14 protein-coding genes are annotated in these 13,943 nt (G+C 72.0%); 10 read left to right on the top strand and 4 right to left on the bottom strand.

Annotation, left to right across the window (positions count from 1 at the left end; all coding sequences use genetic code 11):
- Positions 1-31: 31 nt before the first annotated feature.
- Together LWC35_RS10485 and LWC35_RS10480 are read right to left on the bottom strand one after the other, a co-directional pair.
- Positions 32-1,564 carry a bifunctional 3-(3-hydroxy-phenyl)propionate/3-hydroxycinnamic acid hydroxylase gene (locus LWC35_RS10485; RefSeq protein ID WP_232869864.1) on the bottom strand — a complete coding sequence of 511 codons (1,533 nt, stop codon included), beginning with the start codon at positions 1,562-1,564 and terminating at the stop codon, positions 32-34.
- Positions 1,565-1,595: 31 nt separating this feature from the next.
- On the bottom strand, positions 1,596-2,441 hold the full coding sequence (locus tag LWC35_RS10480) for an SMP-30/gluconolactonase/LRE family protein (RefSeq protein WP_232869863.1): 846 nt from the start codon (positions 2,439-2,441) through the stop codon (positions 1,596-1,598).
- 146 nt (positions 2,442-2,587) lie between these two features.
- Here LWC35_RS10480 and LWC35_RS10475 point away from each other — a divergent pair, with 146 nt between their 5' ends.
- The 4 genes from LWC35_RS10475 to LWC35_RS10460 are packed head-to-tail and all read left to right on the top strand — an operon-like array spanning position 2,588 to position 5,912.
- Positions 2,588-3,292, top strand: a complete 705-nt coding sequence (locus LWC35_RS10475) for a GntR family transcriptional regulator (protein WP_232869862.1) — start codon at positions 2,588-2,590, stop codon at positions 3,290-3,292.
- A gap of 59 nt (positions 3,293-3,351) precedes the next feature.
- Entirely contained in the window at positions 3,352-3,540 is a 189-nt protein-coding gene (locus tag LWC35_RS10470; RefSeq protein ID WP_232869861.1) for a ferredoxin, read from the top strand.
- A complete protein-coding gene (locus tag LWC35_RS10465) occupies positions 3,540-4,715 on the top strand; it encodes an NAD(P)/FAD-dependent oxidoreductase (protein ID WP_232869860.1) in 1,176 nt (391 codons plus the stop codon). The genes LWC35_RS10470 and LWC35_RS10465 overlap by 1 nt, the downstream gene beginning before the upstream one ends.
- A gap of 15 nt (positions 4,716-4,730) precedes the next feature.
- Entirely contained in the window at positions 4,731-5,912 is a 1,182-nt protein-coding gene (locus tag LWC35_RS10460; RefSeq protein ID WP_232869859.1) for a cytochrome P450, read from the top strand.
- On the opposite strand, the gene LWC35_RS10455 is transcribed toward LWC35_RS10460, so the two are convergent.
- Together LWC35_RS10455 and LWC35_RS10450 are read right to left on the bottom strand one after the other, a co-directional pair.
- On the bottom strand, positions 5,893-6,954 hold the full coding sequence (locus LWC35_RS10455; RefSeq protein WP_232869858.1) for an amidohydrolase family protein: 1,062 nt from the start codon (positions 6,952-6,954) through the stop codon (positions 5,893-5,895). The two genes, LWC35_RS10460 and LWC35_RS10455, sit on opposite strands and share 20 nt — an antisense overlap.
- Positions 6,951-7,805 (bottom strand): alpha/beta fold hydrolase, encoded by an 855-nt coding sequence (locus LWC35_RS10450; protein ID WP_232869857.1) that lies wholly within the window; start codon positions 7,803-7,805, stop codon positions 6,951-6,953. The genes LWC35_RS10455 and LWC35_RS10450 overlap by 4 nt, the downstream gene beginning before the upstream one ends.
- Before the next feature lie 143 nt (positions 7,806-7,948).
- On the opposite strand from LWC35_RS10450, the gene LWC35_RS10445 reads away from it, so the two are divergent.
- The 6 genes from LWC35_RS10445 (at position 7,949) to LWC35_RS10420 (ending at position 13,897) form a co-directional block, all read left to right on the top strand.
- Positions 7,949-8,512, top strand: coding sequence for a TetR/AcrR family transcriptional regulator (locus LWC35_RS10445; RefSeq protein WP_232869856.1), 564 nt, complete (start codon positions 7,949-7,951; stop codon positions 8,510-8,512).
- A gap of 212 nt (positions 8,513-8,724) precedes the next feature.
- The gene (locus tag LWC35_RS10440) at positions 8,725-10,119 is read left to right on the top strand and encodes an MFS transporter (RefSeq protein WP_232869855.1); all 1,395 of its coding nucleotides are present in this window, start codon (positions 8,725-8,727) and stop codon (positions 10,117-10,119) included.
- Positions 10,116-11,225, top strand: coding sequence for a cupin domain-containing protein (locus tag LWC35_RS10435; protein WP_232869854.1), 1,110 nt, complete (start codon positions 10,116-10,118; stop codon positions 11,223-11,225). The genes LWC35_RS10440 and LWC35_RS10435 overlap by 4 nt, the downstream gene beginning before the upstream one ends.
- Entirely contained in the window at positions 11,222-12,115 is an 894-nt protein-coding gene (locus tag LWC35_RS10430) for a fumarylacetoacetate hydrolase family protein (protein ID WP_232869853.1), read from the top strand. The genes LWC35_RS10435 and LWC35_RS10430 overlap by 4 nt, the downstream gene beginning before the upstream one ends.
- A complete protein-coding gene (locus tag LWC35_RS10425; protein ID WP_232869852.1) occupies positions 12,112-12,972 on the top strand; it encodes a fumarylacetoacetate hydrolase family protein in 861 nt (286 codons plus the stop codon). The genes LWC35_RS10430 and LWC35_RS10425 overlap by 4 nt, the downstream gene beginning before the upstream one ends.
- A gap of 1 nt (position 12,973) precedes the next feature.
- Positions 12,974-13,897, top strand: a complete 924-nt coding sequence (locus LWC35_RS10420; protein WP_232869851.1) for a VOC family protein — start codon at positions 12,974-12,976, stop codon at positions 13,895-13,897.
- The last annotated feature ends 46 nt before the right edge of the window (positions 13,898-13,943 follow it).

The following is a 13,943-nucleotide window of genomic DNA, read 5'->3' as shown; positions in this document are numbered from 1 at the left end:
TGCGGGGACGCGTAAGTGACGAACCGCATGGTCAGACGCCCTCTGTCACCGAGACACGCCCGTTCACCGGCGTCCGCTGCGGTGCGTCGAGCACCGTGACGAGGCGAGCAGTGAGCGTGTCGAGCTCATCGGCGCAGCTCGCGAGCCCGAGCACGTAGCGGTCTGGACGGATGACCGCGGCGTCCGCCCCGTGCTCGTCGAGCCATCGCCGCAGTTCCGGTGGGGTCTCGGCGATCACCGACGCACCGATCCGCTCCCACGCCGCCGCAGTGGCGGGGTCGACAGCACCGAGCAGGGTCGGATCGCCGATCACGGCGAACCGGTAGCCGACGACGTCGTCCATCCGCTCCCCACCGAGCAGTCGTGGCTGCGGGCTCAGGGCTCCGCTCCCCCCTGCAGTGGTGCCGTGCACACCCGGGCCGAGCTGCGGACTGGGCATCGCCGCCTCGGCGACCGCCGGCGCGTCACCGGGCTCCCCCGGGTTCTCCGACATCCACTCGACGCCGTTAGCGGCAGCGACCGCCGCCTGGACGTAGACGCGCACGTGGGGCTCGCGCTCGGACTGGTAGGTGTCGAGCAGCGACTCGTCGGCGCCCGCGAGGCAGGCGTCGAGCTTCCAGGCCAGGTTCATGGCGTCCCGCAGCCCGGAGCCCATCCCCTGCCCTAGGTGTGGGGGCATCTGATGGGCCGCGTCGCCGGCGATGAACAGGTTGCCCCGCCGCCATCTGGTCGGCAGGAGGGACTCCCAGCGGTACACGTCCGCTCGGGCGATGCGGTAGTCCCCGGGGGCGTAGAAGGGGGCGAGGAGCTCGTACCACCGGGCGGGTTGCTCGAAGTCCTCGGTCACGTCGCGCGGGTTGAGCAGCCACTCAAAGCGGACCATGCCGTGCGAGATCGGCAGGCAGGTGATCGGGTTGGGTGGGATCGCCTTGGTAAAGGCGTCGTTGACCGGGACAGCCGGACTCGTGGTGAACGGGGCGATGTCGAGGATCAGCGAGCGGTGGGTACCGCGCAGATCCTCGACGTCCGGGCTGATCAGCCCCCGCACCGTGGACCGGGCCCCGTCGCAGCCCACCAGGTAGCGCGCAGTCAGCGTGCGCTGCTCGCCGGTCCGGTCGTGGCGCACCGTCACCGTCACCTGTGTGTCGGTCTGCTCGATCGCCGTGGCCCGCCACCCGAGGTAGGAGGCGAAGTGCGGCGACGCGTGCAGCCGCCCGCGCAGCACGTTCTCGAGATCCGGCTGGAAGAACTGATAGTCCCCGTACCAGCCCTGGTCGGTGGGCTCCGGCCGCCAGGGCATGTAGCGGACGAGTCGATGGTGGGCATCGTATATCTCGTAGCCGCCGTCGGCGTGCCGAAGGAACTGTGGCTCCAGATGCGCCGCGCCGAGCGTCTGCATGATGCGCACGGTCTCGTCGTCGACGTGGGTGGCACGCGGATGGTGGACCGCGAGGCGATAGGGATCGACGAGCGCGACCCGCGCCCCCCTACCCACGAGCAGTGCTGCGGTGGCCAGGCCCGATGGACCCGCTCCGATGACGATCACACCGACGGACTCGGACATCGCTGTCCTCCTTCCTGGGGTGAGCACGCGCTCACGTGGAGACGTCGACGCGGGCGATCCGCCCGCGGACCTTCTTCTGCGGCAGGGCCTCGGACAGCAGGTCCAGGGCGGGGTCGGTGCTCCGCGACACCGAGAGGTACAAGGAAGAGCCGTCGAGGCAACAGGCGATGGCGAACTCCCCTGGCGTCCGGATCCGGTCGAGGACCCGCGAGCCGTCGACCCGGACGAACTCCTCGCCCGCTGTCGTGGCGACCCAGATCGATCCGTCGGGGACGGGCCAGATCCCGTCCGGCCGGTGGTTCTCGCCGAGCAGGCCCGCGAGATCGACCCAGGTGCGGGGGTGGGTCAGGGTCCCGTCGGACTCGATGTCGAACGCCGTCAGCCGAGTGGCGTGGGTCTCCGCCACCACGAGTGTGTCGCCGAGCACGGCGATCCCGTTGGGGAAACGCAGGCCCTCGGCCGCGACCCGAGCCGACCCGTCCGGGTCGATCACGAGGACTCGGCCGACCGGCTCACCACTGTGGGGATTCTCGCCCATGTCGTCGAGGTACAGCCGCCCGTCGGCGGTGCCGGACATGTCGCCGACCGCGCCTCGGACCAGGTCGGCGAGGTCGGCGTAGGGAGCGGGTTCGCCGTCCTCCAGGACGTCGATGCGCCTGCCGTGCCAGCGGGCAGCGGCGAGGCGACCGTCCGGCAGGAACCAGATCCCGTTGGTGGGCTCGGCGAGCGCCGTGCGCGTCACGCCGGTCTCGGAGACGGTGAGGAGCTGACCGGCCTGCGTGTCCGAGCTCCACAGCGCACCGCCGTGGCGGCGGGGTGCCTCTCCCCAGATCGTGTCCTCGCACAGTGTTGTGATCGTCCTGATCGTCGTGCTCATGAAGTGGCTGCCCACCGTGGCGTCATCGCGCTCCTCCTCGAGCGTTGGCACTGGCCGCGAACTGCACTCTGGCCCGACTCAGATTCTCGTGTCAAGGCAACTTTGAAAAGTTGGCAGGATCTGCTTCTCATGGGTACAGTCTGCGCATGGCCAAGCGGGGCGGATCCGGAACACGGGGCGACGAGCTCTACGAGAAGCTGCGTGCGGACATCTTCATGGCGCGCCTCGAGCCGGGCTCCCGCTTGAAGTTCCCGGATCTGTGCGCGAGGTACGGCACGAGTGTCGGGCCGGTGCGAGAAGCGCTCACCAAGCTCACCGCGGAGCGGCTCGTGACGCTGCAGCCGCACCTCGGCTACGCGGTGGCCTCGCTGTCCGCGGACGAGCTGACCGACCTGACGACGGCCAGGGTCGATGTCGAGGCCCTGGCGTTCCGGCGGGCGATCGTCTTCGGTGACGAGCGCTGGGAATCGCAGGTGGTGGCGGCCCACCACTTGCTGGTGATCCGGGAGCGTGAGGTCGAGGACGGCGTGCGCGGCGACGCCTGGTACCTCGCGCACGAGGACTTCCACGCGGCCCTGCTCGCCGGCTGCGGTAACCGCAGGCTGATCGAGATCAGTCAGGGTCTGCGGGCCGAGGCCGAGCTCTACCGCCGGTGGGCCGCTCCACTCATCGCCGAGAACGACCGCGACCCGGCCGCCGAGCACAAGGCCCTGGCGGACGCCGCGGTCAGCCGAGACGCGGATCGGGGAGCCGAGCTCCTGCGCGACCACATCGCCTTCACGACGCAGATGCTGCTGTGCGGCTTTCCGCTCGGCACCGAGCCGCCGGCAGTCCCGCCCACCCCCGCCTGATCGAGCCGGTCCCCCCGGCCTCGCCACATCTTCCTTCCCCAGCTCATCGAGGAGTTGCCGTGAAGTTGACCATCGACCGAGACCGTTGTGAGGGCTACGGCCTCTGTGCCGAGGCGGCACCGCACCTCATGCACCTCGACGACCAGGGCGAGCTCGTCCTCGATCAGGTGGAGGTCCCCGACTCGTCGGCGGTGAACGCCGAGGAGGCGGTCCGGGTCTGTCCGGTCGCGGCGCTCAAGGCGCGGTGATGCCGCCCGCTGAACGGCTCGTCGTCGTCGGCGCCTCGCTGGCCGGTGTCACCCTCGTGGACACGGTCCGCAGGCACGGTTTCACCGGTCGGCTGACGTTGATCGGAGCCGAGCCGCGGGCGGCGTACAACCGGCCCGCGTTGTCCAAGGGCGTCCTCGCCGGGACAGACGCCCTCTCTGACATCGCGCTGCCATCGTTGTCGTGCGAGGTCGACGAGATCGTCGGCGTCGCCGCCACCGCACTCGATCCCGTCCGGCGCGAGATCGTCCTCGCCGACGGGGACCGGATCGGCTACGACAAGCTCGCGGTCACGACCGGTGCCCGAGCCCGACGGCTGAGCGACCTCGGCGCGGCCGATCCCGGCGTACGGGAGACGACGTTCCGCGACGTCGACGACGCCCGAGACCTGGCCCGGCGACTCGGACCGGGATCGGAGGTCGTGATCGTCGGCGCCGGGATCCTGGGCATGGAGCTGGCCTCGGGCTGTGTCCGGCTCGGAGCGAGCGTGACGCTGGTCGACCGACAGCCGCCGCTTCGTGCTCAGCTCGGCCCCTTGCTCGCCGATCTGCTCTGGGCGGCCGCCGCGCGCCACGGCGTCCGGTTCGCCCATTCCCCCGGCGGGGTGCGGCTCAGGGCGTCCGACTCCGGCACCCCGGTCGTCGAGCTCGCCGACGGGCGGCGGTTCGAGGGCGACATCGTGCTGAGCGCCGTCGGGTGCGTACCCGAGGTGGAGTGGCTGCGATCAGCGGGCCTCGCCGTCGACGGCGGCATCGCGGTGGACACCCGATGCAGGTTCACCTCCGACATCGTGGCCGCAGGCGACGTCGCAGCGTTCCCCACACCGCTCGGACCGCGGCGCACCCCGCTCTGGACCAATGCGTTCGAACAAGCTCGCACGGCCGCCGCGGCACTCCTGGAGGGAGAGTCCGCTCCCGCGCTCGTCCCGTCACGGACCTTCTGGACCGAGCAGTTCGGCATGACGGTCCGAGTGTGCGGACCACTGCCGATGCCCGGCGAACCCACCGTCGTCGCGGGAACCTCGTCCGACGGCGAGGTCGGCGACGAAGGGCTCCTGCTCCGCTGGCCCGGCCACCCGGGCACCGCCGCCGCTGTCAACCGACGGGTACCGATCACCAGACTGCGCGCGCTCACCCAGCCGGCGCCCATCACCTAGACGAAGGAACCACCGATGACACTCACCGCCCGCACCCCTCATTCGGACGTCGACCTCTTCAGCGACGAGACCCTCCACGATCCCTACCCGACCTACCGCAGGCTCCGGGACCAGGGCGGGGCGGTCGTTCTCGACACGCTCGGTGCGTGGGCCCTCCCGCGCTACCACTCGGTGCGCCACGCGCTCGGTGACTGGGAGACCTTCTCCGCGAGTGGGGTCGCCCTCAACGACACCGTCGCACCGATGCTGGTGGGCACGGTGTTGGCCACGGATCCGCCCGCGCACGGCGCGCTGCGCTCGGTGCTGTCCGACCGCCTCGGCCCCCGCGCGGTGCGCCCCCTGGAGCAGGACATCGCCACTCGCGCCGACGCCCTGGTCGACGGGCTGCTGGAGAAGGGAAGCTTCGACGCGGTCACCGACCTCGCCACGGAGTTCCCCTTCTCCGTCGTCTTCGACCTCATCGGGCTTCCCGACGAGGCCCGGCCCCACATGCTGCGTTGGGCCGACGCGACCTTCACCGTCCTCGGCCCGATGAACACCCGCGCCGCACAGGGGTTGGCCTCGCTCGGCGAGATGTTCGAGTGGCTCGCCACCCTCGGCCCCGAGGATCTGAAGGAGGGCAGCATGGGGCGTGCCATCTTCCAGGCGGCCGACGACGGCCGGATTCGGCACGAGTCGTGCATTCCCCTGCTGTCCGCCTACGCCGCCGCGGGCCTCGACACCACGATCAACACCATCGCCAACGCCGTTCACCTGTTCGCCACCCACCCCGACCAGTGGGACCTCGTCCGCGCCGATCCCGGCCTGGTTCCCAGCGCACTCAACGAGGTCCTCCGCTACGAGTCACCTGTCCAGGTGTTCGGGCGGAGGACCACCCGCGCCGCCGAGACCGAGGACGGGATTACCATCGAGGCCGGCGCCCAGGTGCTGGTGCTGTACGGCTCCGGCAACCGCGACGAGCGGCACTATCCAGAACCCGATCGTTTCGACGTGACCCGCAACCCCTCGGATCACCTGAGCTTCGGCTATGGCACGCACGCCTGCGCCGGGCAAGCCTTGGCCCGCATCGAGGCCCAGTCAATCATCAGGGCCCTTGCGAAACGCGCTCGGCGGATCCACATCGGTAGGCCGACACGACACCTGAACAACACCGTCCGCGGCCTCGCCACCCTCCCCGTCATCGGATTCGAGGTCTGAGATGGTCGGCGTAAGCGGTGCGCGGCCAGAGCCCGAGTAGTCGTTCCGCGTTGAGGTGGCCCAACCTCTGACGCTGCTCGGCACCGAGCGGAGCGGTCTCGACGAACTCGCGTGCCCCGCCCGGGCCGCCGAACCGACCCTTCATGCCGCGGTACGGATCGTCGTCCCCGAACATCACGCGGTCGGGCCCGAGAACGGCGATCGCCGACGCGAGCATCCGGTGGCTGAGCACACCGCCCGCCGTGACGTGGAAGTTGCCGGTGAGGTACTCGACGACCCGCCGCTCGAGCGTGCGGTTGTCCTCGCTGAGCAGGTCGACGCGGTCGGCGAACGGCACGAGCAGCTCGCCCCATCGACCGAGGACGATCTGCAGGTCGGGGTGCCGGTCGAAGGTGCCTGCCAGGATCAGGCGCAAGGCGGCCAGGCCGGCGTCCACGTGCCACCCCCAGCCACCGGTGCCCAGGTTGAGGCTGGTCCAGTCGTCGAAGCCGCCGTAGAGCGCGTCGCGCACCGCGGCGAGGGGCTGACCGGGATGCAGGTAGAGCGGGACCCCGAGCGCGGCGGCCGCCTCGAACACCGGCCGGAACGACGCGTGGTCCAGGTAGCGGTCCCCGGTCAGCGGGACCAGCTGTGCGCCGACCATGCCGAGCTCCTGCACGCAGCGCTCCAGCTCGCGAGCCGCGGCCGGCGGGTCCGGCGTGGGGAGCGTGGCCCAGGCGGCGAACCGGTCCGGATGCGCCCGGACGGCGGCCGCCAGGAAGTCGTTCGCGTCCCGGGCCAGGGGGACCGCCTCGGCCGCGGGCAGCGGCTGGGTGCCCGGACTGGTGATCGAGAGCACCTCGACGGCCACGCCGGCGGCGTCCATCCGCGCGATCCGCTCCGCGCCGACCTCCTGCAGGCGGTGGTCGGTCTGGGGGCGGCTGCTGAGCAGGTTCACCGTGTCGTCCCCGCCGAAGCGCAGCAGCGCGTCGCGGAGCTCGGCGGTCCACGCGTGCTCCTCCACGCCGATCACCCTGATCGACCCGGCATCGGCCGTCGTCATGATCCCGCCCTCGGCAGGGGGGCGTCGGACGCGGCGAGACACTCGCGGACCGTTTGGGCCAGCGCCGCCGGCGCGGACAGGTAGGCGAAGTGTCCCTGCCCGGGGAGCACCACCCGACGGAGCCCGGGGAGGACGCCGCCGAGGGCACCCTCGCGATCGGCGGGCAGCACCGGGCTGGTCTCCCCGACGAGCAGCCAGGTCGGTCCGCGGGCGCCCGCGAGGTCCCCGGGTCGCCAGGCGAGGCTGTCCAGCAGTCTCAGCTCGTCGGGGAACGCGTGGACGGTCTGCAGCATCCGCCCCCACAGGGGCGAGCCCGCGAACGCGGCGATGTCCTCCTCGGGGAGGCCGACGACCGTGGCCAGGATCGCGCGCACAGCGGCCTCCGGACCGTGCGTGGCGAGCAGGCGACGGATCTCGGGGATCCGCCCCGCACTGACCGGACCGGTGATCGAGTGTCGAGGTTCGTAGAGGACGACCGGACCCGGGAAGCCGTCGCGGCCGGCGTAGGCGAGGGCGCACCCGCCCCCGAAGCTGTGGCCGAGCAGCGCGGCCGCGGTGCCCGCCCGAGCCACCACGGCCGCGAGGTCGTCGACCTCGGCGTCGACCGCCGGGGCGGGCTCGGTACGGGGGCCGGGGCCGCGGCCACGCCGGTCGTAGAGCCACACGGTGTGGGTCGCACCGAGCTCCCGAGCGAAGGGCAGCCAGTCCTCCGCCACGGCGAACGAGCCATGGCAGACGACGACCGGCGGCCCGCTGCCGACCCGCAGGTACTCGATCGGCGTGCCGTCCGACGACTCGACGGCCCCCGAGGTCGTGGCCATCACGCCGGCGGGCGATGACTGCTGTGTCACGATCCAGCTCCGTTCTCGAATGACGTTTAAGATAGGCGCGCGTCGGGTCGGGGTCAACGGCGGGGTCGCCGCCTGGGTAGACTCACCCGCGACCCGCCCGCTCCGGTCCGAGGGTCGTCCGCGAGAGCGAAGGATGGGATCCGGTGCCGAGGAACCGCGCTCAGATCCCGCTCGAGGAACGCCGCGCCGACCTCGTCGCCGCGGCGACCGAGGTGTTCCTGACCCGGGGCTACGAGGGCGCCACGATGGAGGACATCAGCAAGGCCGCCGGTGTCACCCGGGCGAACATCTACTGGTACTTCAAGTCCAAGGACGAGGTGTTCGCGGCGGTCATGCGCCAGCTGCTCGGGCGGGACTTCCGCGCCCTCGCCGCCGAGCACTCGGAGCTGGACCCGGCGGCCAGGTTGACCCGGGGCCTGGTGAGCATGCGGTCCTATCGGTCCCTCCACCAGGCGATGCACGACCGGTTGATGCACCACAGCGGCGTGCGCGAGGCCCACGACATGTGGCTCGAGTGGCTGCGCGACATGGTCGGACAGGTCCTGGACGACCGCGGCATCGACACCGACCGCGAGCTGGCGGCGCACCTGATCGAGGCGGTGTTCGAGGCGGTGCACCTGCCCATGGAGCACCGCCGACCGCCGGGCGAGATGATCCGCTACATCCTCGACCTGCTGCACGAACCCGCGACGCGTCGCCCGTCCTAGTGCCCCCCGCTGCCCGCCGTCCGGTGGGCGCGGCGACGCGCGCCTCCGCCCGCTCGTGGCGTCCCGACCACGGGGCACGGCTCCGTCGTGGCGGCGAGCTCGAACCCGGCGCACCGGTTGACAGCGGTGGGATGCCGACCTAACTTAACTCGTGTTTAAGAGGGAGCGGGCCGTAGGGCGCCCGCTCACCGGCTGGGAAGGGTCCGACACGGATGTCCGACACGACCACACCACCTCCGGCGCCACGACAGCGCCGCCGAGCGCGCATCGCCGCCGTCTCCGGCTTCTTCGGGACGACGCTGGAGTACTACGACTTCCTGATCTACGGGACGGCCGCCGCGCTGTACTTCGGGCCGGTCTTCTTCCCGCAGAACTCCTACGACACGCTGCTCGCCCTCGCGAGCATCGGCGTCGCCTACGTCGCCCGCCCCCTCGGGGCGGTGGTCTGGGGCCACCTGGGCGACCGGATCGGCCGCAAGGGCGTGTTGCTGGCGGTCCTGCTGACGATGGGCGTCGCGACGTTCCTGGTGGGCTGCATTCCGAGTGCCGCGACGATCGGCCCGGCCGCCCCCGTGCTCCTCATCCTGCTGCGCCTGGTCCAGGGGATCTCCGCCGGTGGGGAGCAGGCGGGCTCCGCGCTGCTCGCCCTCGAACACGCCCCCGACGACCGCCGCGGGTTCTACACCAGCTGGACGCAGGCAGGCTCGCAGCTGGGCAACTTCCTGGCCTTCGTGGTGTTCGTGCCGCTGGCCGCCCTGTTGCCCGCCGACACGATGGCGGCCTGGGGGTGGCGGATCCCGTTCTGGGCCAGTGCCCTGGTCGTGCTGCTGACGTTCGTCCTGCGCCGCAGGCTCAGCGAACCCGAGGTGCTGCAGCGGCTGGCGCGCGAGGGGCTGGCCCGGAAGGTCCCGATCGCGGCGGTGCTGCGCCACCACCTCGGGGCCGTGCTGCGGATCGTGGTGGCGTCGATCTGCATCGCCCCCGCGGGTCTGGTCTACATCTTCGGCCTGGCCTACGGCACCACGGCGATCGGCCTGGAGCGGTCCGGCCTGCTCGGCCTCGTCGCGATCGCGAGCCTGGTCATGATCGCGACCCAGCCGCTGTTCGGCCTGGTGTCCGATCGGATCGGGCGCAGGCCCGTCTTCGTCGTCGGGGCGATCGGGTCGGCCGCGACGGTGCCCCTGTGGCTGCACGCCCTCCATGCCGGGGACTGGCTGCAGATCTATCTCTACGGTCTCGTGCTCATGGGGGTCTTCGTGTCGATGACCTCGGGTGTGCTGTTGGTGGCGTTCCTGGAGATGTTCCCCGCCGACGTCCGGTTCAGCGGCATGGCGGTCAGCTTCACCACCGGGATCGTGGTGACCGGGTTCATCCCGGCGATCGCGCAGTCGATGGTCCAGGGCGACCCCGACGGCTGGCCCGCGATCGCCTGGCTCTTCGTGGGCATCATGACCGCGGCGGGCCTTGCCCTCGCCACCGCCCCGGAGACCGCGCACGTGCCCACGGTCGGGTTGGGTCTGCGCGGTTCGGCGCGCCCCACGGGGTCTGCGGCTGCGACCGCGCCGAACGACGGCCCGATCGCCCCGGTCGCGAAGGGCGAGCGATGACCGCGCAGGACATCGACCCGCACCCGACGCCGGATCTCACCGCCCTCTACGCCGGCCTCGCGGCAGCCGACCTGCAGCCGCTCTGGACGATCACCGAGGACCTGCTCACCCCGACCCCCCGCCCGCGCGCCGTGCCGTGGCTCTGGCCCGCCGCGACGATGAAACCGCTGGCACGGGAGGCGATCCGCCTCGTTCCCGTCGAGCGCGGTGGCGAGCGGCGGGTCCTGGCGCTCGCCAACCCGGGTCTCGGGGGGCGGCCGTACGCGGTCGGCACCCTGTGGGGGGCCCTGCAGTGCCTGGGCCCACGCGAGGTGGCGCCCGCCCACCGGCACACCCCGGGCGCGGTCCGCTTCGTGCTGGAGGGCGAGGGTGTGTGGACCACCGTCGACGGCGACGCCTGCGACATGGGCCCCGGCGACCTCGTCCTCACCCCGTCCGGGCAGTGGCACGACCACACGAACGCCGGCGACGCGGAGATGTTCTGGTTCGACGGGCTGGACCTGCCGATCGTCGAGGCCCTGGACGGGGTCTTCTTCGAGCACTGGCCCGGCCCCGGTGAGTCCCAGCCCGCTCCCCCGGCTCACAACGTGTCCGAGTCACGGGCACCGGCCGGGCGCCGGTACACCCCGGGAGGGGTCACCGAGGTCCTCAGCCCGCGCCCGGCGGAGCTGCTGACCTACCGGTGGGCGGACACCGACGCCGAGCTGACCCGGCTCGGGCTGGCGTCCGACGCCCCGGTCCTGACGGTCGAGTACACCGACCCCGGCACGGGGGCGAGCGTGCTGCCGACCCTGTCGTGCGCGGTGCACCGGGTGCGCGGGCACGGCCCGGCCGTGCGGCGGGCAGGGAACGCGGTGCACGTCGTCTTCCGCGGCCGCGGCGAGAGCGTGATCGACGGGCGCCGCTTCTCCTGGGGCCCGGGCGACATGCTCGCGGTCCCGTCCTGGACCGCCGTGGAGCACGTCGCCGAGGCGGCCGACCTGTTCGTGCTGTCGGACGAACCCGTCCTGCGGGCCTTGGGGCTTGCTCGCCGGGAGGTCCTGGCCCGGCCGCAGCCGGTCGTCGAGGACTTCTCGCACACCATTGGAAGGAGAGGAGCGAGGTGAGACTCGCAGTGTTCGACGCGAACCGCCTCGGGATCGTCGTCTCGGGCGGGTCGGGAGACGAGATCGTGGATGTCACCGAGGCGCTCCCGTGGGCGCACGATCCCGACCCGCTGACCGCAGGCTGGTGGCGGGCCCTGTGCCGGGACTTCGCGCACGCCCGACCCGCGCTCGAACGGGCGGCCGCGCAGGGGCCGCGGCGCCCCGCGGCGGACGTCGTCCTCCGCACTCCCGCGCTCGGCCCGTCGAAGATCGTCGCGGCCGCGTCCAACTACCGCGAGCACGTCACCGAGATGCACGGCGTGCAGGAGCGGACCCTGGGCCGCGTCGAGTCGTGGATGATGGAGTTCGACGTGTTCCTCAAGGCGCCGTCCTCGCTGGTCGGGCCCGGTGCCGAAGTCGTGCTGCCCGCCGCGGTCGTGGCCGCCGGACACGAGGTCCACCACGAGTCGGAGCTCGTCGTCGTGATCGGCGCGGGCGGGCGGGACATCCCGCCCGACTCCGCGCTGGACCACGTCCTCGGGTTCACCGCCGGCCTGGACATCACCGTGCGCAGCCCCGCAGACCGTTCCCGACGCAAGAGCTACGACTCGTTCAGCCCCGTCGGGCCGTGGATCGTCACCCGGGACGAGGTGGGCGACGGCTCCGGCCTGGACATCCGGTTGACCTGCGGCGGGGAGGTCCGGCAAGCGGTCTCCACGGACGAGCTGATCGTCTCGGTGCCCCGGATCGTCGCCTACGCGTCCTCCGTCATGACGCTGCTGCCGGGCGACCTGATCTTCACCGGCGCCCCACCCGGGGTCGGGCCGATCGCGGCAGGCGAGAAGCTCGACATGACCGTCAGCCGGATCGGGAACCTGACGGTGACCGTCACCGAGGAGGTCGTCCGATGAGGCTGGCGAACGTGGCCGGTCGGGCCACCCTGCTGCTGTCCGAGACCGAGGGTGTCGACGTCGCGGAGGCGAGTGACGGGGCGTTCGGTCCCGACCCGGCCGCGGTGTACCGGGACTGGGAGGCCTTCCGCAAGTGGGCGGACACCGCTCCGCGCCGGCGGACCGTGCCGGTCTCCCGTGCGGACCTGGACAGCCCCTCGCCCGAACCGCGGCAGATCCTCGCGATCGGGCTGAACTACGCCGAGCACGCCGCGGAGTCCGGCTTCGCCGCGCCGGAGACACTGCCGCCCACGTTCACCAAGTTCGCCAGCGCCCTGAGCGGCCCCGACACGACCGTGGCCCTCCCGGACGGCGGGACCACGGACTGGGAGGTCGAGCTCGTCGTCGTCATGGGTCGGACCACCCACCGCGTCGCCGAGGCGGACGCCTGGTCCGCCGTGGCCGGCCTGACCGTAGGTCAGGACCTCTCCGAGCGGATCACCCAGTCTGCGGGCCCCGCACCCCAGTTCGGCCTGGGGAAGTCCTTCACCGGCTTCGCGCCGGTCGGGCCCTGGCTGGTCACCCCGGACGAGTTCCCGGACCCCGACGATCTCGCGCTCGGCTGCCGGATCGACGGCACGATCGTCCAGGACGGACGGACCCGTGACCTGATCTTCCCGGTGCCCGCACTGATCGCGAGGCTGTCCCGTGTCCTGACCCTGTACCCCGGCGACCTCGTGTTCACCGGCACCCCATCCGGGGTCGGGATCGGGCGGACCCCGCAGCGGTTCCTCGCCCCGGGCGAGCGGCTCGTCAGCTGGGTCGAGGGCATCGGCGAGCTGCACCAGACCTTCGTCGCCGAGCAGCCGGAGGTGTGAGGTGGCGTTGCACCGGCTGACCCGGGTCACAATCGGCGTCCCCGCCGTGGCGGAGACCGTCGGCTACTACACCGAGTTCGGGCTGGAGCACCTCGGCGGCGGGGCCTTCGCCAGCCGAGACGGGGGCGAGCAGCTCAGGATCGTGCCCGCACGCACCCGACGCCTGGTCGAGTTGGGCGTCGGGTGCGACGACCGGGACGACGTCGCGCGGATCGCGGCGCGACTCGAGCGACGCGGCCTCCCGCGAACGGTTCGGGATGACACCCTCACCGCCGTCGAGCCGGTCGTCGGGTTCGAGGTGACGGTGGCGGTCGCCCCGCGCCTGGCGCAGTCCCCGGCGCCGACGCCCCCGTACAACGGACCCGGCCGCGTCGAGCGGCGAGGCCGGGCGCCCGGAGTGCTCCGGACCGCAGCGGTCCGGCCGAGGAGGCTCGGGCACGCGGTGGTCGGCACCGTGGACCTCGCGACGACGGTCGCCTTCTTCGTGGACGTGCTCGGCTTCCGGGTGAGCGACCACATCGGGACCCGAGGAGCGTTCCTGCGCTGCTCGACCGACCACCACAACGTCCTGGCCCTGGCCGCCCCGGTGAACTTCCTGCACCACACGAGCTGGCAGGTCGACGACGTCGACGACGTCGGGCGCGGGGCGAAGGCGATGCTGGAGGCCGATCCCGCGCGCCACGTCTGGGGCCTCGGGCGCCACCACGCCGGCTCGAACTTCTTCTGGTACCTGAAGGACCCGGCAGGCAACTTCTCCGAGTACTACGCCGACATGGACGTCATCGGCGAGGACGAGACGTGGACCCCGGAGGTCTTCGAAGGGGCGCAGGGCCTCTTCGACTGGGGACCGCCACCGCCGCCCTCGTTCCTCGAGCCGGACGATCTCGCCGCATTGATGACGGGCCTGCATGCCTCCGGCCGTTGAGTTCGGCTCACCGACAGACCACCGGGTGCGTTCCGCACCGCGACCC

Origin of the sequence: Pseudonocardia kujensis (assembly GCF_021283305.1) — a bacterium.
Lineage (GTDB): Bacteria > Actinomycetota > Actinomycetes > Mycobacteriales > Pseudonocardiaceae > Pseudonocardia > Pseudonocardia kujensis.
This window is presented reverse-complemented; position numbering and strand designations above follow the sequence as displayed.

What these genes read in the sequence shown, in the direction of transcription:
- LWC35_RS10485 (WP_232869864.1), bottom strand. Translation starts at nt 1,564, where the DNA reads ATGTCCGAGTCCGTCGGTGTGATCGTCATCGGAGCGGGTCCATCGGGC.
- LWC35_RS10480 (WP_232869863.1), bottom strand. Translation starts at nt 2,441, where the DNA reads ATGAGCACGACGATCAGGACGATCACAACACTGTGCGAGGACACGATC.
- LWC35_RS10475 (WP_232869862.1), top strand. Translation starts at nt 2,588, where the DNA reads ATGGCCAAGCGGGGCGGATCCGGAACACGGGGCGACGAGCTCTACGAG.
- LWC35_RS10465 (WP_232869860.1), top strand. Translation starts at nt 3,540, where the DNA reads ATGCCGCCCGCTGAACGGCTCGTCGTCGTCGGCGCCTCGCTGGCCGGT.
- LWC35_RS10460 (WP_232869859.1), top strand. Translation starts at nt 4,731, where the DNA reads ATGACACTCACCGCCCGCACCCCTCATTCGGACGTCGACCTCTTCAGC.
- LWC35_RS10455 (WP_232869858.1), bottom strand. Translation starts at nt 6,954, where the DNA reads ATGACGACGGCCGATGCCGGGTCGATCAGGGTGATCGGCGTGGAGGAG.
- LWC35_RS10440 (WP_232869855.1), top strand. Translation starts at nt 8,725, where the DNA reads ATGTCCGACACGACCACACCACCTCCGGCGCCACGACAGCGCCGCCGA.
- LWC35_RS10435 (WP_232869854.1), top strand. Translation starts at nt 10,116, where the DNA reads ATGACCGCGCAGGACATCGACCCGCACCCGACGCCGGATCTCACCGCC.
- LWC35_RS10425 (WP_232869852.1), top strand. Translation starts at nt 12,112, where the DNA reads ATGAGGCTGGCGAACGTGGCCGGTCGGGCCACCCTGCTGCTGTCCGAG.